Raw genomic sequence first — 20,291 nt, 5'->3', positions numbered from 1 at the left:
GCAGGCCCCGTGGGTTGCCGGATCAGCCCGTGAACGTCGGCTGCGGCAGGCCCTTGCCCGCGTCGGGTACGACCAGCAGGGAACCGGCCATCGGATGCGGTGCGGTCAGACCGACGCGGGCCGTCGTGACGTACAGGTCCGTCAGGTCCGCCCCGCCGAAGGCGCAGGCCGTCACCCTCGGCGTGGGCAGCGTGATCGTCCGGTCCAGGCGGCCGTCGGGCGTGTAGCGGCGTACCGCCGCGCCGTCCCACAGCGCCACCCACACGCAGCCGTCGGCGTCGACCGTGAGGCCGTCGGGGAAGCCGGCGCCCTCCTCGATCTCCGCGAACGGGCGCCGGTCCGCCACGCGCCCCTCGGCGTAGGAGAAGACGTCGACGCGGCGGGTCGGGGAGTCGATGTAGTACATCAGGCGGCCGTCCGGGCTCCAGCCGGTGCCGTTGCTCACCGCCACGTCGTCCAGGACCACTTCGGCCGCGCCGTCACCGGTGAGCCGGGACAGGGTGCCGCCGCCCGGCGCCTCGTCGTAGCGCATGGTGCCCGCCCACAGGGCGCCGTCGGGGGCCACGGCCGCGTCGTTGGCGCGGCGGCCCGGCACCGGCTCGCGGCGCAGCCAGCGGAAGGCGCCGTCGGGGTCGAGCAGGCCGACGCCGTCGCGCAGGTTCAGCACCAGGCCGCCACCGCTGCGGGGCTTGGCCGCGCCGACGTGCTGTTCGGTGGTGCGCACCGTGCGGCGGCCGGTGACCGGGTCGTAGGTGTGGACGCGGCAGCCGAGGATGTCCAGCCAGATCAGCCGGCCGGCGGCCGCGTCCCAGGTCGGCCCCTCGCCGAGGGCCGCCTCGGCCCGTACCGCGACCTCGTACGCCGGGCCGCTCATACCGCGCTCCGGTGGCCGAGGTGCTCCGACAGCTCGGCGGCGCCCTTGGCGGCCAGCTGCTCCAGCTCGGCCCGGCGCTCCTCGCTCCAGCGGATCATGGGCACCGAGATGGACAGCGCGGCCACGACCCTCCCGGTGCGGTCGCGCACGGGCGCGGCCACGCAGGACACGTCCGGGTTGGACTCGCGGGACTCCACCGCGATGCCGCGCGCACGGATCTCGGCCAGGGCCTCGCGCAGGGCGGCCGGATCGGTGATGCTGTTCGGGGTCATCGCGACCAGCTCGGCGTCGTCCGGCAGGCGGGAGGCGAGCTCCTGCTCGGGGAGGGAGGCCAGCAGCATCTTGCCCACCGAGGTGCAGTGCGCGGGCAGCCGGCGGCCGGCCGCCGACACCATCCGCACCGCGTGCGTGGAGTCCACCTTGGCGATGTAGATGACGTCGGTGCCCTCCAGGATCGCCACGTGCACGGTCTCGTCGCAGGTCTCGGCGACGTCGCGGGCCACCTGCTGTCCCTCGGCCGCGAGGTCCAGCTGCTCGGCGTAGCGGCTGCCGAGCTGGTACGGGCGCACGCCCAGCCGGTAGCGTCCGGGCTGACCGGGGACGGGGACCAGGTACTGGCGGGCGGCGAGTGTGGTGACCAGCTCGTGCACGGTGGTGCGCGGCAGCTGCAGCTTGCGCACGATGTCGGGGGCGGAGAGCGTGCCGTCCCCGTCGAGGAAGAGCTCCAGAATGTCGAGAGCCCGGGTCACGGCAGGTACGAGGCGTCCCACGAGGCGGCCCCCTCCCTTGGTTGGTCAAAAGGCCTGCGTTCGAGATTTCAACAGGCGGTCGGCATGACGAACACAGGCTAGTCACATACCGTTCGCCCCGGCAATGGTGCGGACATGCGCGGATGGACTGGGGAACGATGGAGCACGTGCCGCCCTCTTCCCAGCGCCCTTCGTCCCGGCGCCCCGCCGCCCCCTTCACCCGCCGTGACTTCCAGCTGGTCCTGCTGCGCCGCATGGCCGACCACAACCCGGAGCTGGTGGACGACGCCCGCCGTACCCTCGGCGTCTCCCTGGCCGAGATGCGCGAGGCGAACAAGCGCTGGCAGGCGATGATCCGCTCACCCCGGGCCCGCGCGGCGGCCTCCCGGTACCGCTCGGTCCTCGGCCCCCCGGAGTCCGAGGGCAAGCGCACGGTCGGCGACCTGGAGTGCGCCGCCTGGCAGTGGCCGCTCCCCCTCTGGCCCGACCTGCGCTTCGAGGTGCTCGTCGGCCCGCACGGCGCGGTCTGGAACGAGTGGCTGGTCCGCGCCCCGGACGCCCCGGCCCCCGGCCTGCGCACCCTGGAAGACCTGACCCCCTGGTCGTGCACGGTCGACGAGGCGGCCCGCGCCTTCGCCCCGGCCCGCCCCCTGGAGGGCACGGCTCCGACCCGCTGGGGCCTGGCCTTCACGGCGCCGGACGCGAGCGGAGCGCGGCACGAGGTGGTGGCGGAGTTCACCTGGGGGCTACTGCAACGCACGGCGGTCGCTCAATAGGCGCAATGCGAGCGGGGCTGAAGCAAGGCCATGAACAGGCCGGCGTCTGAGAGGTACCTCCTCTGTGGACCCGGCTCCGGTGTGGCTGGTGGCTGGAGATCCTCCGGCTCACTCTCGGTCGGGTTGAGCCGGGCCGTACCTGCGCAGTCTGGCCGTGTCTGTCCTCGGCGCTCTCGGCGCGCTCACCACGGCTCGCGGCGGCGTCGAGCCGCTCCTCGACACGCTCAGCGCCTGCTTCGACTCCGGCTGCGCAGCCGCCGAGGCCGCGCACCGCCACACGCTGGTGACCGCGGTCAGCGGTGCCCGGCCGCTCGACTTGCCGGCCCCCTCTCCCGGAGGGCTGGTGCCGGGCGTGGGCGCGGTTCGGCAACCGCGAGGGAGGCATGTCACGCCGGGCCGGTGTCCGGCTCGGGCATGCCGCCGGCTTCCCACACCTCTTCGTGGAGGTGCACGATGCGCCACACGGCAGAGCTTCGACGCAGTACGGCCGTGTTGCGCACCCGTTCCGGGCGCAGCGGCGTGCCGTCCGCCGCCGGTACGTAGTCGACACGGAGCCAGTAGCGCACCAGGGCCATGCGCCCGGACACGTCGATCAGGGGGTCGTGGGCGCAGTAGGCCGCTACCTCAGGACCGGTTCCAGCGACATCCCGCCCGGCGCGCAGCCGGTCGAGGTCGCCCTTGCCGAGCAGCAGCGCTTCCGCCTCCGAGTGCCAGATCGTGGCCTCGGGATCCAGCCGTTCGTCCACCCGGCCCACGTCTCCGTACGCGTGGGCCGCGTAGAGCCCGGTCACGACCGACCAGACGGTTTCGGCCTCCTTCTGTCCGGATCCGGACAGGCCGAAACCGGAAGCGGAAGAGCTGTGCGAAGCGGGTACGGGCATGGGCCACCTCCTGGCAGCAACGGTCGATCCGAGAGGAAGTGCCTGGTCAGGGACCTGTGCACAAGACTGGTGACGACCTTAACCCGTCATGCGAGAAGCGGAGAGGGCCTCCGGGCGCCACCCTTTCGCTCGGTACTGCCGTGGTTAGCATCGCCAGGAAATGCCGATCCTTTTCGAGGAGCCTTCGTGTCGCAAGCAGTTGCTGTCCAGTCCGTGATCCCACCGAGCCTGACGGTGCCGGCCGGGACTACCGCCGGCACTGCGCTCCGCGATGCGGGAGTACTGCCGAAGGGCCCCCAGGCGGTCGTCGTGGTACGGGACGCCGAGGGGCGCTTGCGCGACCTGTCGTGGGCTCCTGAGTCCGAGACCGTCGTCGAGCCGGTCACCGCGGACAGCGAGGAGGGGCGCAGCGTCATCCGTCACTCGTGTGCCCATGTGCTGGCTCAGGCGGTTCAGCAGGAGTTCCCCGAGGCCAAGCTGGGCATCGGCCCGCCGATCAAGGACGGCTTCTACTACGACTTCCAGGTGGACCGCCCCTTCACCCCTGAAGATCTCGTCACGCTCGAGCGGCGTATGAAACAGATCATCAAGAGTTCCCAGCGGTTCTCCCGTCGTGTCGTCGGCTCCGTGGAAGCCGCCAGGGAGGAACTCGCCCACGAGCCCTTCAAGCTGGAGCTGGTCGACCTCAAGAGCGAGGTCGACGACGCCGAGGTGATGGAGGTCGGCGGCGGCGAACTCACCGTCTACGACAACGTCGATCCCCGCAGCGGGGAGACGGTGTGGGGTGACCTGTGCCGCGGCCCGCACGCGCCGACCACCAAGCACATCCCGGCCTTCAAGCTGATGCGTACGGCGGCCGCCTACTGGCGCGGAGACCAGAACAACCAGCAGTTGCAGCGCGTCTACGGCACCGCATGGGAGTCCCAGGAGGCGCTCGACGCCCATCTGGAACTGCTCGCCGAGGCCGAACGGCGGGACCACCGCAAGCTGGGCACCGAACTCGACCTCTTCTCCTTCCCCGACGAGATCGGTTCCGGTCTCGCCGTGTTCCACCCCAAGGGCGGCATCGTCCGGATGGAGATGGAGAACTACTCCCGGCAGCGTCACCTCGCCGCCGGCTACTCCTTCGTCAACTCGCCGCACATCGCGAAGGGGAACCTCTTCAAGACCTCGGGGCACCTCGACTGGTACAAGGACGGCATGTACCCGTCCATGCATCTGGACGCCGAGCTGGACGCCGACGGCAACGTGCGCAAGCCGGGGCAGGACTACTACCTCAAGCCGATGAACTGTCCGTTCCACGACTTGATCTTCCGTTCGCGGGGGCGGTCCTATCGTGAACTCCCCCTGCGCATGTTCGAGTTCGGTTCCGTCTACCGTTACGAGAAGTCCGGCACCATCCACGGCCTGACCCGGGTGCGCGGACTCACGCAGGACGACGCCCACATCTTCTGCACCGAGGACCAGGTACAGGACGAGCTGAAGTCGCTGCTGGACTTCGTCCTCGGCCTGCTGCGCGACTTCGGCCTGGACGACTTCTACCTGGAGCTGTCGACCCGTGACGACGAGAAGTACGTCGGATCGGACGAGATCTGGGAGAAGGCGACCGAGGCGCTGCGCACGGCTGCCCAGGAATCCGGCCTGGAGCTGGTGCCCGACCCGGGCGGCGCCGCCTTCTACGGGCCGAAGATCTCCGTACAGGCCCGGGACGCGCTCGGCCGGACCTGGCAGATGTCCACCATCCAGCTGGACTTCAACCTGCCGAACGCCTTCGACCTGGAGTACTCGGCCGCCGACGGCTCCCGGCAGCGCCCGGTGATGATCCACCGTGTGCTGTTCGGCTCCCTGGAGCGGTTCTTCGGTGTGCTCACCGAGCACTACGCGGGGGCGTTCCCGGCATGGCTGTCACCCGTGCAGGTGGTGGGCATCCCGATCTCCGACGAGCAGATCCCGCATCTGCGCCAGGTGGACGAGGCGCTGCGGCTCAAGGGCCTGCGCACCGAGCTGGACGTCTCCGACGACCGCATGCAGAAGAAGATCCGCAACCACACCACGCAGAAGATCCCCTTCATGCTCCTCGCGGGTGCGAAGGACGCGGAGGCGGGGGCGGTGTCCTTCCGGTTCCGTGACGGCAGCCAGGTCAACGGCGTGCCGGTGAGCAGGGCCGTTCAAGCCATCGCCGACTGGGTCCAGCGGCGCGAGAACGCCTCGCCGACGGCGGAGCTGTTCCCCGGCCTCAAGGACTGACGGCTCTGCGCACCTGACACTCGGCGGCCCGTATCAGGAGGTGATACGGGCCGCCGTGTGTCAACGGGCGATACGACCGTCCGCCTTGCCGTCGACCGGACGGGCGTCGCGGGCTGCGTCCCGCCGCGGCTCGGGCCGCTCTTCCTCGGTCGCGGCGAGGAAACGGCGCACCCCGGGCACGAGCAGGGTGGCCGCACACGACCCGCCGACGAGCAGCGCCGATGTCGTCAAGGTCGTCCCGGTCCCCCACGCCTCGGAGGCGATGGGCGCCACGAGGTAGCCGACTGGCATGGCGCCGAGGGACATGAGCCAGTCGTACGAGACAACGCGGGCCAGGACGTGTTCGGGGATCGTGTTCTGCAGCGTGGTCTCCCACACCGGGCCGAGGAAGCCCAGGCCGGCCATCGCCACCCCGTAGGCACCGATGACGACCGGTGCGGGGGCGGGAACGGCCAGCGTGGCCAGGGGGAGGGCGTAGAGACCGGCGGCGAGGTTTCCCGCCGCCACCGGCCGGCGAACCCGGAGGCGCCCGGCGAGCAGCGCGCCGACGAGAACACCGACGGAGCCGCTCTGCAGGACTGCGACCCAGCTGCCCTCGCCGCCCAGCGAGCGGACGGCGATCACCGGGCCCAGGACCATGAACACCGCCGCCGTGAGGTTCCAGATGCCGTGCGCGACGAGGCTGGTCCAGTACCAGTCGCGACTGCGCACCTCGGCCCAGCCCTCCGTGAGGTCGGAGCGGAAGGACCGTTTCGGCAGGGGAACATGGGCGACCCGGATACTGAGCAGCAGTGTCGCGCTGGCCGCGAACGTCACCGCGTCGAGAACGAACGCCCACCCCGGCCCCGCCGACCAGATGAGCAGTCCGGCGAGGGCGGGCCCGCCCAGGCGTGCGACGCTTCCGGCCGTTCCCAGCAGGGAGTTGGCACGCTGTCGGTCCTCGTTGCCGACCGTGGCGGTGACGAGCGGGGACAGCGCGGGAGTGGCGAATGCCGACGCGGCGCCCCCCACCACCTCGGCCGCCGCGATGAGCCCCACCGACGGTTCGTTTCCCAGGAGTTGCAGACCGACCAGCAACTGCATGCCGCAGCGGACGAGATCGGTGCCGACGGCGACCGTCCGGGCGTTGAAGCGGTCCGCGACGACGCCACCCACCGGGAGCAGGAGAAGCTTCGGAACCATCGCACATCCGAGCACGAGCGCGAGCGACGAGACCGAGCCTGTGGCACGCAGCAGCGCGAGGGCGAGAGCGGCGGGAACCACGGCGTCACCGAGCAAGGAGAGCGACCGCCCCAGGAAGAACCTGCGGAAGGCGCGCCGGCGCAGCGGACTCGCACTCATGCCAGGGCCTTCCTCAGCCGCGCCTCGATCTCCCGTGCACGGTCCCTCGTCGCGCCGACGACCAGGCACTCCAAGTTGTTGACCAGCAGCGGGTCGCAGGCGAGGACCAGCACGCCCTCACTCGTGTCATGACTGAAGTGGAGTTGCTCCTCTCCAAGGGTCCGCAGGACGGCCTCCAGGGGAGCCGGCGGCACATCCCGGAGGGTCGCGGCCACATGGTGGTCGGCGTACCCCTTGCCGAGCAGTCGTTCGCAGATGCTGTGCGCGACCAGGCCCCCGCCCCAGCGCGCGTTGATCTCGTTGAAGACCAGGTCCCCGGAGGCGGTGGCGATGGCATCGATGTTGATGTGGCCCCGGTAGCCGATCTGCGCGGTGAGCGAGGCCAGGCGCAGGGAGTGGTGCATCGCCTCGGCGGCGAGGGCCGGGGGCAGAGCTGCCGGTATGTCCAGGCCGACCCACACGAGTTCGGTCGACTCGGGGTCACTGTCCGGCCGCAGCCGGATCTCGCCACTGTCCAGGAAGGCGGGTACGCCGTCGTCGCCGATGGCGTACTCCAGATAGAACTGGTACGCGGAGGCGTGGTAGCTCTCCACCACGAGACCGTGGCTCAGGTCGTCGGCCAAGGCGGCCCAGACCTCGTCGGCCAGCGCGGGAATGTCCTCGCCGACCTTGCGGGTCTCGCGCGATCCGGGCAGCGGCGTCGTCTCGCCCCGCGTCAGGCAGAGATTCCCCAGACCGCCCGCCCCGTCGTCCTGCTTCACGATCACGGTGCCGGTGCACGGCAGATGCCGTTCGATCGCGCGGGCCAGCTCGCGTGGTGTCCGGGCCACCGAGCCCTGGGGCAGTGGCAGGCCGGCGCCGGCGGCCAGCTGGCGGAAGTGGGTCTTCCGGTTCAGCAGGTCGGAGCCGCGCTGGTCGGCGAAAGCGAGTCCGGCGCGCGCGTCGATGCCGAGAAGCGAGGCCAGCTCAGCGACGCCCGGCGTCCAGAAGCACGGCATCAGCCGCCATGGGGAGCCGCCGCCGGTCAGCTCGCGCAGTTCTTCGAGGACGTCCCCGGACAGCAGGAACTCGTCCGTGACCAGCCGGTCGCGGCTGAGGACGGTGACGGTGCCGGGGTCGAACCCCATCGTTTCGCCCAGGTATCCCAGGAAGTCCTCGTCCACGGCCACGGGGCTGACGATGACGTCCCCCTCCTCGGCGAACCAGGCGTGCCGCCAGCCCGATCTGGTGATGGGGTGGGTGCTGGAGGCGTGATCACCGAGCGCGTGCGCCGTCCCCACGTTCAGGATGATGATTTTCGGCATATGTCAGGTCGCTCTTCTCATGTTCTTCTGTGGGCGGCTCGGAGCCCGGACACCGTCAGCGGGCTTCGGGCTCGAAGAAATCGACCGTCGGCAGCGACGAACGGCCGGTCCCGTCCCAGCCGGCGTTCAACATCCGGGCCCGCAACAGCGGGGGGCGTTCTGTCTGGACGAGGACCAGGTCGGGTTCGAGCTCCCGCAGAAGCCGGCCCTGCATCGCGTAGGTCGCGAACTTGCGTACGACGATGCCGGCGAGAACGTCGTCATCGGGCTCGGGCAGCCCCTCGTAGTAGGAGCCCGGCGCCCACAGGCCCCGCATGATGGCCATCTCGGCCTCGATGTCCTGCCGGTCGAAGTACGCGAACGGATCCGCCAGTACGGAGGCGTACACATTCCGGCACTGTGCCGAAGGCGCTTTTGCGGAGAGCCGCTCGACGGCCAGGGCCGCACCGCGGAAAACCCTCGGCTGCCCGCCGCGGGCACCGGGGACCTCCTCGGTCAGGTAATGCGTGACCGCTGCGATGAGCGCCTCCCTGCGGGCGTCCAGCGCCAGACGGTCCAGGTGTGAGGGCGCGGGCACGCCGTACCAGAGGTAGTCGTCCTCGTCCGTATCACCGATCAGGGTGCGCAGTTCCACGTCGACCTCCGCACCCTCCAGGCCGCGGAACAGCTCCCGCAGGCGACCGGCCAGGCGGCTCAGGACGCTGCCATGCATGTGATGGCGCAGATACAGCTCGGGCTGGTCGCCGTTGATCCGGGTGAAGTCCACGGGCGGGCAGACGAAGAGGCCGAGTCTGATACGGCCGTCCCGCTCGACGCTTCTGAGCAGACTCTCGGTGAGCTCCCTTGCAGGGCCCTCGTGCGAGGCATCCCATGCGGCGAGCACGATGAGCGCGGCCGACACCCGCTCGTACGTCGCGGTGCGATAGCCGGGTGAAGCGTCCGCCAGTGCCTCGGCGAGACCCGCGACGGGTTCGTAGGCAGCGGCGCATTCCTCGAGCGCGTCATGCAGCCGGCGTGCCACCTTCTTCAGACGCTTGCCGCCCACCGCGAGACGGACGGACTCCTCGCCGTTGAAGACCATGGCCATAAAGGGATCGAGGTAGGTGCGCAGCACCGCGTTCGCGTGATCTTGCAGTGCCCGGCGGTCGTCGGGGGCGGGAGCCACCTCGGGAAAAGCACCCGGCACCCCGGCGAGGACCGCGTGGATCACCTCGTGTGCCTCTTCGACGCGCCGGCGCAGCAGGCTGCGGCTCTCCGCCAGGGCGTCCCCGAATCCGCGGATCACGGGGACAGGCGTGGGCGGCCGGGGCGGAGCGAGCAACGACCCGCCACGCCGTCCTCTCGGGCTCACGACGAGGGAGTGGTAGAGAATCGATTCCGCGATCATTTCCGCCGCCGCTCCCGGACGGGGCGGCAGTGACCTGCCGGACTCATGCCGCACCCCTCCGTCGTGCGATCCGCAGCTTGTCCGCGGCCGACCCGTAGCGCCGGTCGAGCAGGCGTGTGACGCGCGCCCAGTCCTCGAGGCTGCGAATGGAGTTGCGCTGCTGCGACACGAACGGGTCGTTGCGCCAGTCGAGCGCCCGGCGCCACAGGACGTCCAGGGGCTCCTCCAGGACGCTGCCCACCTTGGCCTCGTAGTTCGTGACGGCCCTCAGCTGGCCGCTCGCCTCGATGTGCGCGATGGTCTCGCCCTCTGCGCTCAGCGGTGACGTCGGAAGGAACAGCCGCGCGTCGGTGACCGAGACGTGCGCCGCGCTCCTGGCGTGGGAAGCCAGTTCCGCTTCGGATTCGCTCAGTTCCACCAGCTGCTCGTCGGTGAGCAGCTCGCGCGAGGCGAACCTCTCCTCCTGGGCCAGTCCCTCCGGGATCACCGCCCCGAAGGTGATGTAGTCGACCTCGGGGAACCGGGAGGTGATGTCCTCGACGAACCGCTCCTTGCCCTCCCACCCGCTGCGCGTGACCGTGTACTCGACGCCGAGCCGATAGCAGCTCTCCCCGCGCTCCCGGCGCTCCCGCTTGATCCGGTCGAGATGCTCCAGGGAGGCCATGGACTTCTCGAACGAGCCGGCGCGCCCGCGAATCAGGTCGTGCACCTCCCCGCCGGGACCGTCGACGCTGACCGCGACGCCGGTGGCGGAATCGGCCAGCCTGCGGGCTATCGCCTCGTTCATCAGCCAGCCGCTGGTGAACATCGTGGTCGGGATCCCGGCTGCGGTGAGCCGCCGGGTTGCGTCCTCCCACCACGGTGCGAGGAGCGGCTCGCCACCCCCGATCGACAGGCGCTTCGGCCGGGCGCCGATGATGACGTCGGCGACCGCCAGGGCGTCCTCACGGCGGAGCATGCTTGCCGGGCGCCGGCCCGACTCGGAGAGACAGTGCTGGCAACGCAGTGGACAGGCGTAGGTCAGGTCCCACACGAAGCGCTCGATGGGTGTCGTTTCCGGTGTCTGCCGCACCGGCTGAACGGGTGAGTTCGCTATTTCCATGGTTTCTCACAAGATCTTCGTGGAACGAATGCGCGGACCGGGGGCTATTCCGTCAGGACATGCATTCCTGCGGCGATGCTCTCTTCCCAGTTCTGCCCGTCGAATTCGACGTAATCGATGTTCTCCGCGGCACCCAGGTCGAGGCAGCGGGCGTTGACGCTGAAGAAGCCGGTCGGGTGCGAGCGCGGACGATAGAACGGCATGATTCCGCACACAGCGCAGAACGTGTGATCGGCGATCTTGTTGCCGAAGCGGTAGGGCTTGAGGAACTCCTGTCCCTGGTGGAGCTCGAACCGCTCCTCCGGGATCATCAGCTCCTGATGCCCCGACATGAAGCAGATCCCGCAGTTGCACAGGGTGATGGTGAGGTTGCGGCTGGCGGTGGCCGAGAACTTCACTCCGCCGCAGTGACACTGTCCGTGGTACCGGACACGCTCGATCGGATCGGTGGTGGAGGCGGGGGCCACCTGCTCAGACATCGGATTGGGGTCCTTTCAGCGAACTCTGATCCTTCGCGCTGATGGCCTTCACCAGCTTGGCGTGGAAGCCGAGATAGGACTTCTCCTGAATGGGATGAGGGACGGGCATGGCCCGGTGCAGTCGGTGCAGATTGAGAGTGGCCACGGCCGGATAACGGTGGTGTTCGGCATGGTAGTTGGCATTCCACAGCAGGAATCTGGCCAACGGATTGGACCTGACCGTGCGCGTATTGCGCGTCACCTCCGGGGAGCCGTAGAGCCCGTAGTGCTCCGGCAGGGCGAGAAAGATGATCGCCGGCCCGGAGAAGTACAGCGGAAGCCAGTACGCGAAAAGGAGTTCGCGCGGGAAGACGACGGTCAGCGCCGCCATGAGGACGAGCCAGCAGGCGATCGCCACGTCGTCCTGTCGCGCCTCCCTGCGGCGCCCCGCGGAGTTGACGCTCGCCGGAAACCTGCCCCGGGAAGACTCCAGCAGGCCGGCCAGGGTGTGCCGCCACAGGGCGATGCCGGTGAGCGCGTAGAGGTAACCGCCGACCGTGGCATAGGTGCGGTGGGACTCGGTGTCCCCCTCCACCGCCGTGAATCGGTGATGGACCAGGTGCTGGTACCGGTAGACACTGAAGTTGACCAGCAGCGGTGTGGACCACACGGCGCCCATGACACGGTTGCCCCGCTTGGAGCGCAGGTGCGAGCGGTGCAGACAGTCGTGTGCCGCGTTCAGGAAGCCGGCCAGCACCGTGCCCAGCACGATGGAGCTCAAGAGGGCCGCGCCGTAGGCGAAACCGAAGTGCACGGAGACGGCGACGCCGACCGCGTAGACGGCAAGGATCAGGAAGGCCCGGACGGCGACCCGGCGCCTGCTGGCCGCGGCCAGCTGCCTCAGCAGCGCGGTGTCGAGCCGCCGTTCGGTCGTGGTCACGTCCATGGCGCCGTGCCTCCGGCGACGGGGGATCCGGCCCCGACCAGCTCCCTCCTGGCCACCGGCGAGGGCAGGCCGATCGCCATGGGGAGCCGCTCATGGACCTTGAGGGAGTCGTACGGGTGCGAGATGTGCCCTTCGAGCACGGGCTTACGGGTGAAGAAGATGAGCATGTCCCGGGTGGCCGGCAGGCGCTTGTCGACGGCCGAGACGGGAGACAGACTGTGCTTGCGTTCGTGGTCGACCACGATCAGGGTGTCGAGGAAGTGCCGATGCCGGCACTGCCCCAGCACCAGCTCCGGGTCCGTCTCGTTCCAGCGGGTGGCGTTCCTCTCCCGCATGTCGTGGAGGAACGTGACGGCGCTGTCGTCCGTCATGTTCTCGCTGCCGAGGAACGTGGTCATGGTGTGATCCACGCCGTCGCTGTGCACCCCTTCCAGGGCCGGTTCCCCCACGAGGTCGGGAGTGCTGACGGTCCGGAGGTTGAAGACCGTACATATCCAGCTCGGGTTGTCGTAGTCGAGCTTCGCCCTGGGTGCGGTCGGCACCTCCCGGAAGATCATCGACTTGAAGGCGAGGAGCGCCCGGAAGGCCGAATTTCCTTGGAGATCGTTGCCGATCTCCTCGAAGATCCGGGTCTGACCGGAGTCGTGTCGTACGAAGTCTTCTTCCGCCGACAGCGCGAAAGGCTGGGACTCGAGGCGATACACCGTCGAGTGGTCGAAGTCGAAACAGAACCGGCCGTTCTTGGATTCCCGGAAGGGCAGGGTGGGATCCGGCGCCAGATGGTCACTGACGAGCCTGATCTTTTCCAGGTCCTCGTCCGTGGCGCCGAGCGTCTGCAGAATACGCACCATTCGGGCGCCCTCGACGAAGACCGAGCGGTCTTTGACGTATTGCTCCCTGATCTCCAGGACTTCCGCTATGGCATCGCTGAATGTGGAGTCGTGCATCGAGTCAACCTTTGGCGAGCTGGGCGTTGGGGGATCCGTACCGTCGGGGCAGCCTTCCGACGGGCTGCAGGGCTGTCACTGCCGGCCGGTGGTGTCCTCGACGGTGGCCGGGGTCGGGGACTGCCAGCCGGTGGTGGAGCCGAGGGCCTGGGTACGAGTGGCGGGGTGGCTGCCGGTGCCCTCGGTGGTCGTGGCGGTGACGGCGAGGGCGGCGCAGGAGGCGAGGAGGGTCGCGGCGAGGGCCTTGGCGGTGCGGTGGCGTGCGAAGGACATGGCTGCTCCTGGGGTGCGTCGTGCGGTGGTTCCGGGAGGCCGGTACTGGCCGGAAGGGGCCCGTCGCGGTTGCGCAGCGGTCCCCGTTCCGGTGAGGCAGGTGGTCAGTGGTCTGCCTCGTGGCCCCGTGAGCAGCACTTTTGCCGACCCGACCGGGCGTTGTCACCGTTCTTCGCTGTCCTGATCCGGCGGTGTCATAAGCAGTCCACCCCCTGGGAGGGCCGCCGCCAGCAGTCGCTCGTAATAGGGCACGAGCAAGGGGGTGCTGCAGCGGACCACGGACATGCCCGCGTACTCCGGGCGCCGGTCCAGGGCTCGCCGGACCACGCCGTAAGCCGTCAGCTCCGCACTTTCCAGGGACTCCGCGGCGAGAAAGAGACCGACCGTCGGGGGAGGCCCTTCGTGGACCATCACATGTTCGAGGCAATCCTCGTCAGTTGCGCAAGACATGATGAACGATGAGAAATCGGACTCAATATGCACATGGGGTCCGTCAAGGCGTACGTGAACAAGTCGCATACCTGGGAGCATCGATGAGCCGCATCCCATTCACCAGGGATTGACCGGGCCACATGCGGACGAGGACGGAAGAGGACGCGCGAGCCGACGACAACTCCGTTTCAAATCAGGCGAGTTGATGGACCGAGACGACCCTGCGTTGCGCTGAGCCAATGGCTGAAATTCAACCCCGAGGTCCGCCGATAATCGTTGGCCCTTAAATCATCACAACAGGCAACCAAGCTCTTGCATGCACCCTCTGACCAGCGGGATGTGAGATGCAAGGCAACTGGGCACCGGAACCCGGGAGTCAGCCTCGCCCTCATGTATTCTCGGTACACCTGTGTCGGTAAGAAATTACCGGTTGCACTGAAAGAAATGGGCACTAAAATGCCGGAAATACTAGGCATAGAAGGGGCGACCGAGCTCGTTTACCGAACGATGCTCGCCCACCCGAGCGAGGGATTCCATCGGATAAGAGAACTCACCGGTCTCTCCGAAGCCGAACTGAGAACCCAGCTCGACCGGCTCAGCGCACTGGCCCTCGTCCGCCCTGCAGCCGACGACCCCAACCGGATGCACGCCGTCTCCCCGCAGATCGGCATGAAGGTTCTGCTGGCCGAGCGGCAGGCCAAACTCGCGGCCGCACAGCAACAGCTGGAAGACGCGAGATACGCTGCCGAGAAAATCATGGCGGAATTCTCACAGGTACAGGACACCGGAAACGGCGAGATAGAACGGCTGTACCGCCTCGACGAGATCCGGGATCGAATCCGTCTGCTGTGCGCCGAGGTCAGGGAGGAGGTGATGGCGTTCACCCCCGATGGTGCACAGACAGCGGAGAACATGGAGGCTGCAAAGCCCCAGGACGCCGACCTCCTGCGACGCGGCATCAGAATGCGCACCCTGTACCTGGACAGCCTCCGCAACAATCCGCCGACGGTCGCCTATGCCAACTGGCTGGCGGAGCAGGGCGGCCAGGTCCGCACGGTGCCGTCGCTTCCCATCCGCATGCTGATCATGGACCGGACAACGGCTCTCGTTCCGGTCACACGTGACGACAGCTCCACGGGCGCCGTGGTCCTGCGCGGCGAAGGCATACTCGCGGCCCTGTGCGGGCTCTTCGAATCGACGTGGGAGCGGGCCACCCCCCTGGGGTCCAACAAGGCCCTGGAACGTGACGACCGGGGACTGACTCCGGCAGAGGCAGAGGTTCTGAGGCTGCTGGCCAAGGGACACACGGACGAGAACATCGCCAAGCGCGTCGGGGTCTCCTCACGTACCGTCCGTCGTATCGCTGCCGACCTCATGGACAAGATGGACGCCCGCAGCCGCTTCCAGGCCGGCGCGAAGGCCGCTCTGCGGGGATGGATCACCATGGACGACGCCACGTAGACGGCATGGCCGAGTCGGGCCGGAGGCCGGGTTGTGCCGAGGAATCACCTCGGCACAACCCGGCCTCCCCGCATGTGCGGGCGGATCCCGGCTGCACGGTGGACTGCTTATGACACCGCCGGATCAGGACAGCGAAGAACGGTGACAACGCCCGGTCGGGTCGGCAAAAGTGCTGCTCACGGGGCCACGAGGCAGACCACTGACCACCTGCCTCACCGGAACGGGGACCGCTGCGCAACCGCGCCGGGCCCCTTCCGGCCAGTACCGGCCTCCCGGAACCACCGCACGACGCACCCCAGGAGCAGCCATGTCCTTCGCACGCCACCGCACCGCCAAGGCCCTCGCCGCGACCCTCCTCGCCTCCTGCGCCGCCCTCGCCGTCACCGCCACGACCACCGAGGGCACCGGCAGCCACCCCGCCACTCGTACCCAGGCCCTCGGCTCCACCACCGGCTGGCAGTCCCCGACCCCGGCCACCGTCGAGGACACCACCGGCCGGCAGTGAGCCGAGCGCGGGCAACGACGGCCCGCGTGCGGCTCCCCGCTCCCCGCTCACCGCTCGCCGCTCACCGACAGCGGCCACATCGCCGGGTCCGCACAGTGCGTGCGCTCGTCTGCCGCGCATCCCGCGCCCCGTCCGCCGTAGTTTCCGCGCCCCACACCGCGCCATCCCTGTTCACACACTTCACACCAGTGGGGGTTTTCCCATGTCCGAGATCGACACCGCGGCCGTCCTCAACGAATACGAGAAGAACGGCTTCGCGATCCTCCGCAATGTCCTCGACCAAGACCTCATCGCCGAAGCGCGCGAGCATGTCGAATGGCTCGGCCGCCGCTACCCGCACCTCCGGCCGGAGGAGTACCACCACCCCCTGATGCGCAACGACGCCTTCTGGGTCCGCTTGGTCACCGACGAACGCCTGGTGGACATCGCGGAGTCGGTCCTCGGGCCCGACCTCGCGTGTTTCACCTCCCACTACGTCTGCAAGCCGCCGCGCGACGGCCGGCCCGTGCTGTGGCACCAGGACGGCGCCTACTGGAAGCTGCGGCCCATGGAGGCGCTGACCGTGTGGGCGGCCATCGACGAATCCACCACCGAGAACGGCTGCCTCCGGATCATCCCCGGCAGCCATGAACTGCCCATCCACGCCCCGTCGGTGCGCACCGACGTCGCCAACATGCTCTACTCCGAGACCCGCGAGGAGATCGTCCGCGACTGGGCGGAGAAGGCCGGCGTCGTCGACATCGAACTGCAGCCGGGCGACGTCTCGATCCACCACCCGAACATCCTGCACTGTTCCGAGGCGAACACCTCCGAGAAGCGGCGCTGCGGCCTGGACATCGGTTACATCGCCACATCCACGCTCGTCGCGAACGAGGGCCTCTACCTCGACCCGGTCCTGGTCCGCGGCAACAGGGGCGCGGCGGCCAACCAGTACCGCAAGTGGCCGGCCTACTCGCCCGAGGAGTCGATCGCCTTCCGCGGTCACGAGGAGTGGAACGCCAGGGTCTCCGAGATCAACGAGCGAGGCGGGTTCACCGAGCCGTCCCTCGCCGAGACCCCGCTCGAGACGACACGCCGCATGGTGCAGCGCCTGGAAGAGGGCACCGTCAGCCGCTGAACCAGAACGGCCGAGGCCGTCTTCAGCGAGTACCACGCGTCTTGTGAACGAAAGGGCGGAGGTCGTCGGACCGATGCACGACCCCAAAATGCAACTCCTGCTCGCGGTGACCGCGGCTCTGTGCGTCATCATGCTGGCCGCCCGGATATTCGGACGCCTCGCCACCAGGATCGGTCAGCCGGCCGTGGTGGGTGAAATGGTCTCCGGCATCGTCCTGGGCCCCACCGTGCTCGGCGCCCTGGCGCCGGACTTCAGCGGTTATGTCTTCTCCACCACGGTCAAGCCGACGTTGTACGTGATCGCCATGGTCGGACTGTGCCTGTACATGTTCCTGGTCGGGCTCGAGCACGAGTACCACCCCGGCAGCCGGAGGGAGAAGGCGCTGCCGGTGGTGCTCGCCACCGCGGGCATCGTGGTCCCGCTCCTCGTCGGCGCGGGCACCGCCTGGTACATCGCGGACGACTACCGGCCCTCCGGTGTCAGCCTGTCGCTGTTCATGCTCTTCGTCGGCGGAGCGCTCTCCCTGACGGCTTTCCCGATGCTCGCCCGGGCGCTCCAGGAACGAGACATGATGCACACCGCCTTCGGTGGTGTCGCGGTCCGTGCGGCGGCGATCGACGACGCGGCAGCCTGGTGCATCCTCGCGGTGGTGAGCGCGCTGTTCGTCCACGGCAGCATCCTTGCCTCCTGGGCGACCATCGTTCCTGCCGTCCTGTTCTTGGGTGCCGCTTTCCTCCTGCTGCCGAGGCTGTTCCGCGCGCCCATGGAAAAGGCGGTGCGTGACGGCCGGATAGGCGACCACCTCTTCGTGGCCCTGCTCGGGACGGTCCTCGCGGCGGGGTGGTTCACCGACTACATCGGCATCTACTCGGTGTTCGGCGGCTTCGTCTGCGGCGTCGCCCTGCCGCGCGTCCCGGGCTTCGCGCCCCTGCTGAACCTACGGCTGATGCAGGTGGTGAGGTGCGTATTCCTGCCGGTGTTCTTCGCCTTCTCCGGCCTCAACACCGACCTCACGGGCGCCTTGAACGGCACCTACCTCTGGACCCTCGGCGTGCTGTTCGTGGCCGGCTTCGCCTCGAAGTTCCTCTCCGCGCTGACCGTCCTGCGCTCCTTCCGATGGGGCCGGGGGGAGTCGGTCGCGATGGGCGGGCTGATGAACGCCCGGGGGCTGATGATCCTTATCTTCATCAACATCGGGCTCTCCCTCGGCCTCATCGACAAGGAGCTGTTCTCCATCCTGGTCCTGATCGCCGTCCTGACTACCGCGCTGGCGATGCCGCTCTACCGGCTGCACTTCACACCGGGCCGCGAGGAGGACGCACGGCGCGCATGGACGGCGAAGCGCCTGCCGTCCGCGCCGCAGCCGGCCACGGCGTCGGCCGGTCCTGCCCCTGCGTCCGGTGTTGGCAGCCCAGCAGAGGACCTGACCGGTGCGCGCAGCGCTGCTTGAGCACCGGCCGGGCCCCCGGCGCTGTCGCGACGTTCACCCCGGGCGTCCCGACAGCGCCGGGGCTGCCGAAGGCACAGATCCGTTCTCCGATCAAGGAAGTCCGTCCATGAGCCGATCAGCGGACGCTCCACTCGTCCACGTCAGCATCGACCACATCGTCGAAGAGGGAAGGAACGTCAAGACCTTCGTCCTCGAGCCCGCCCCGGGCTCGGCTGCCGGGCTCCTCACCTATCGCGCCGGACAATTCCTCACCCTGAGGCTGCCCGCCCGCGCCGACCGGCCCGTCATGCGCTCGTACTCCATCTCCACCTGCCCTGTCTCCGACCCCGGTCTCGCGGTCACGGTCAAGGACAGCCCCGGCGGAGCCGGCTCCAACTGGCTGTACGAGAAGGCCGTGCCGGGCATGACGCTGGAGGCTCTGCCGCCGGCCGGCGGGTTCACCCTCGACGAGTCCGACAGCGACATCCTCCTTTTCGCCGCCGGGGTGGGCATCACGCCGCTCTACTCACTGTGCAAATACGCTCTGGCCTCCTCCCGCCGGAAAGTCCATCTGCACTACTCGGGCCGTCACCGTGACACCACCCCGTTCATCGCCGCACTGGAGCAGCTGGAGCACGCGTACCCGGATCGCATGCGCCTCGATCTGCGCCTGACCGGATCGGAAGGCAGGCTGGACGCCGTCGCGGTCCGGGACGTCGTCACGGCGGTGGACACGCCCACCACCTACGTCTGCGGACCGCCCGCCTACCAGACCATGGTGATCGACGCCCTGCTGTCCGCCGGACGACCACCGGCTTCCATCAGGACCGAGTCAGGCCGCCCTTCCCGTACGCGATGAACGGCGACGAGATCACGGTGGAGTCCCTGCGCGATGCGGGGCACTTGAAATGGACGGTCTCCGGCCCCGGACTCCTCGGGGCCTGTGCCGCCGAGATGGACTACGGCACAGCACCACCGGTCACCGCCGCACTGACCGAAGCGCTCCGCAGAGATCTCCTCGGCTACCTTCCCCCCGGACTCGCGAGCGGACTGAGCGAGGCGTGTGCCGACTGGCAGCGCCACGCCTACGGGTGGAACGTGGCGCCGGACGACGTACGGCTGCTGCCCGACGTCATCCGCGCCTTCCATGTGGCCGTCGAGCACTTCTCCCGGCCCGGTTCACCCGTCATCGTCCCCGTTCCGACCTTCACCCCGTTCCTCACCGTCCCCGGCCTGCTGGGCCGCAGGGTCATCCAGGTGGAGCTGGTGAGGTCGGGCAACAGATACGTCTACGACCTCGACGCCCTCGACCGGGCCTACCGCGAGGGCGGAGACCTGCTGGTGCTGTGCAACCCGCACAACCCCCTGGGCAGGGTGCTGGACACCGGGGAGTTGAGGGCCATCAGCCACGTGGTCGACCGGCACGGCGGGAGGGTCTTCTCCGATGAGGTGCACGCCCCGCTCGTGTACGCGGGCCACCGTCACGTGCCGTACGCGTCGACGTCGTCCACCGCGGCGCACCACACCCTCACTGCCGTGTCCGCCTCCAAGGCATGGAACATCGCGGGCTTGAAGTGTGCCCAGATGGTGCTCACCAATGACGCCGACCGTGCGCGCTGGGAGGGACTCGGCCGCCTGGCCACCGACGGTACGTCGGTCCTGGGCGTGGTGGCCGGCACGGCGGCCTACCGCGAAGGCCAGCCGTGGCTGGACGGTGTACGCGCCCGCCTGGACCGTAACCGGCACCTTCTGCGGGAGCTGCTGCACGAGCACCTGCCGGGCGTTCGCTACCTGCCGCCCGAGGGCACGTACCTGGGCTGGCTGGACTGCCGGGAGCTGGCCCTGCCCGGCCCCGACCTGGCCGGCTTCTTCGTCTCCGAGGCGGGCGTGACGACCGTGGACGGCGGCACCTGCGGTGCACCGGGCCGGGGCTTCGTACGCCTCAACTTCGCCACCACCGAACCGATCCTCGACCGGATCGTCCGGCAGATGGCCGACGCGGTGCATCGGCGCATGCCGAGGCGCCGACGCCGGGACCGAGAGATCGCGCACCACTGACCAC

The 20,291-nt window shown here is 69.0% G+C and carries 19 protein-coding genes and 1 pseudogene; 9 read left to right on the top strand and 11 right to left on the bottom strand.

Going from position 1 to position 20,291, the window contains the following annotated elements; translation table 11 throughout:
• Positions 1-22: 22 nt before the first annotated feature.
• Together ACF1GV_RS02830 and ACF1GV_RS02825 are read right to left on the bottom strand one after the other, a co-directional pair.
• Positions 23-874, bottom strand: a complete 852-nt coding sequence (locus ACF1GV_RS02830) for an SMP-30/gluconolactonase/LRE family protein (RefSeq protein WP_391677158.1) — start codon at positions 872-874, stop codon at positions 23-25.
• Positions 871-1,644, bottom strand: a complete 774-nt coding sequence (locus ACF1GV_RS02825) for an IclR family transcriptional regulator (protein ID WP_363269073.1) — start codon at positions 1,642-1,644, stop codon at positions 871-873. Before ACF1GV_RS02825 ends, ACF1GV_RS02830 begins: the two co-directional genes overlap by 4 nt.
• Positions 1,645-1,781: 137 nt before the next feature.
• Between ACF1GV_RS02825 and ACF1GV_RS02820 the strand changes: the two genes are divergently transcribed.
• Both ACF1GV_RS02820 and ACF1GV_RS02815 read left to right on the top strand, forming a co-directional pair.
• Positions 1,782-2,399, top strand: a complete 618-nt coding sequence (locus tag ACF1GV_RS02820) for a hypothetical protein (RefSeq protein WP_391678464.1) — start codon at positions 1,782-1,784, stop codon at positions 2,397-2,399.
• Positions 2,400-2,541: 142 nt separating this feature from the next.
• Positions 2,542-2,721, top strand: a pseudogene (locus ACF1GV_RS02815) (PucR family transcriptional regulator); the annotation flags it as partial.
• A gap of 64 nt (positions 2,722-2,785) precedes the next feature.
• On the opposite strand, the gene ACF1GV_RS02810 reads toward ACF1GV_RS02815, so the two are convergent.
• The gene (locus ACF1GV_RS02810) at positions 2,786-3,280 is read right to left on the bottom strand and encodes a nuclear transport factor 2 family protein (RefSeq protein WP_391677157.1); all 495 of its coding nucleotides are present in this window, start codon (positions 3,278-3,280) and stop codon (positions 2,786-2,788) included.
• Between the two features lie 213 nt (positions 3,281-3,493).
• Here ACF1GV_RS02810 and thrS point away from each other — a divergent pair, with 213 nt between their 5' ends.
• Entirely contained in the window at positions 3,494-5,527 is a 2,034-nt protein-coding gene (gene thrS / locus ACF1GV_RS02805) for a threonine--tRNA ligase (RefSeq protein WP_391677156.1), read from the top strand.
• 60 nt (positions 5,528-5,587) lie between these two features.
• Here the strand turns inward: thrS and ACF1GV_RS02800 are convergent, their stop codons facing one another.
• The 8 genes from ACF1GV_RS02800 to ACF1GV_RS02765 form a co-directional block, all read right to left on the bottom strand.
• Complete coding sequence (locus ACF1GV_RS02800) at positions 5,588-6,868, bottom strand: MFS transporter (protein ID WP_391677155.1); 1,281 nt, start codon at positions 6,866-6,868, stop codon at positions 5,588-5,590.
• The gene (locus tag ACF1GV_RS02795; RefSeq protein WP_391677153.1) at positions 6,865-8,172 is read right to left on the bottom strand and encodes a peptide ligase PGM1-related protein; all 1,308 of its coding nucleotides are present in this window, start codon (positions 8,170-8,172) and stop codon (positions 6,865-6,867) included. Before ACF1GV_RS02795 ends, ACF1GV_RS02800 begins: the two co-directional genes overlap by 4 nt.
• A gap of 55 nt (positions 8,173-8,227) precedes the next feature.
• The gene (locus ACF1GV_RS02790; protein ID WP_391677152.1) at positions 8,228-9,457 is read right to left on the bottom strand and encodes a hypothetical protein; all 1,230 of its coding nucleotides are present in this window, start codon (positions 9,455-9,457) and stop codon (positions 8,228-8,230) included.
• Positions 9,458-9,602: 145 nt separating this feature from the next.
• Positions 9,603-10,661, bottom strand: coding sequence for a radical SAM protein (locus tag ACF1GV_RS02785; RefSeq protein WP_391677151.1), 1,059 nt, complete (start codon positions 10,659-10,661; stop codon positions 9,603-9,605).
• Between the two features lie 44 nt (positions 10,662-10,705).
• The gene (locus ACF1GV_RS02780) at positions 10,706-11,140 is read right to left on the bottom strand and encodes a GFA family protein (protein WP_363269081.1); all 435 of its coding nucleotides are present in this window, start codon (positions 11,138-11,140) and stop codon (positions 10,706-10,708) included.
• The gene (locus ACF1GV_RS02775) at positions 11,133-12,065 is read right to left on the bottom strand and encodes a fatty acid desaturase family protein (RefSeq protein ID WP_391677150.1); all 933 of its coding nucleotides are present in this window, start codon (positions 12,063-12,065) and stop codon (positions 11,133-11,135) included. Before ACF1GV_RS02775 ends, ACF1GV_RS02780 begins: the two co-directional genes overlap by 8 nt.
• Entirely contained in the window at positions 12,056-13,012 is a 957-nt protein-coding gene (locus ACF1GV_RS02770) for a 2OG-Fe dioxygenase family protein (RefSeq protein WP_391677148.1), read from the bottom strand. Before ACF1GV_RS02770 ends, ACF1GV_RS02775 begins: the two co-directional genes overlap by 10 nt.
• 75 nt (positions 13,013-13,087) lie before the next feature.
• Positions 13,088-13,285: a hypothetical protein gene (locus ACF1GV_RS02765; RefSeq protein ID WP_391677145.1), complete on the bottom strand. Its 198-nt coding sequence runs from the start codon at positions 13,283-13,285 to the stop codon at positions 13,088-13,090.
• Between the two features lie 888 nt (positions 13,286-14,173).
• On the opposite strand from ACF1GV_RS02765, the gene ACF1GV_RS02760 reads away from it, so the two are divergent.
• The 6 genes from ACF1GV_RS02760 to ACF1GV_RS02735 all read left to right on the top strand — a co-directional run bounded on the left by ACF1GV_RS02760 (position 14,174) and on the right by ACF1GV_RS02735 (position 20,287).
• Positions 14,174-15,178, top strand: coding sequence for a LuxR C-terminal-related transcriptional regulator (locus ACF1GV_RS02760; protein ID WP_391677146.1), 1,005 nt, complete (start codon positions 14,174-14,176; stop codon positions 15,176-15,178).
• A gap of 307 nt (positions 15,179-15,485) precedes the next feature.
• Complete coding sequence (locus ACF1GV_RS02755; protein WP_391677145.1) at positions 15,486-15,683, top strand: hypothetical protein; 198 nt, start codon at positions 15,486-15,488, stop codon at positions 15,681-15,683.
• A 202-nt stretch (positions 15,684-15,885) separates the two neighbouring features.
• Positions 15,886-16,800, top strand: coding sequence for a phytanoyl-CoA dioxygenase family protein (locus ACF1GV_RS02750; protein ID WP_391677143.1), 915 nt, complete (start codon positions 15,886-15,888; stop codon positions 16,798-16,800).
• 73 nt (positions 16,801-16,873) lie between these two features.
• The gene (locus tag ACF1GV_RS02745) at positions 16,874-18,250 is read left to right on the top strand and encodes a cation:proton antiporter (protein WP_391677141.1); all 1,377 of its coding nucleotides are present in this window, start codon (positions 16,874-16,876) and stop codon (positions 18,248-18,250) included.
• 106 nt (positions 18,251-18,356) lie between these two features.
• Positions 18,357-19,088: a ferredoxin--NADP reductase gene (locus ACF1GV_RS02740; protein WP_391677139.1), complete on the top strand. Its 732-nt coding sequence runs from the start codon at positions 18,357-18,359 to the stop codon at positions 19,086-19,088.
• The gene (locus ACF1GV_RS02735; RefSeq protein WP_391677138.1) at positions 19,085-20,287 is read left to right on the top strand and encodes a MalY/PatB family protein; all 1,203 of its coding nucleotides are present in this window, start codon (positions 19,085-19,087) and stop codon (positions 20,285-20,287) included. The genes ACF1GV_RS02740 and ACF1GV_RS02735 overlap by 4 nt, the downstream gene beginning before the upstream one ends.
• Positions 20,288-20,291 lie beyond the last annotated feature (4 nt).

It is taken from the genome of Streptomyces sp. NPDC014006 (genome assembly GCF_043088925.1).
Classification (GTDB): domain Bacteria; phylum Actinomycetota; class Actinomycetes; order Streptomycetales; family Streptomycetaceae; genus Streptomyces.
This window is presented reverse-complemented; position numbering and strand designations above follow the sequence as displayed.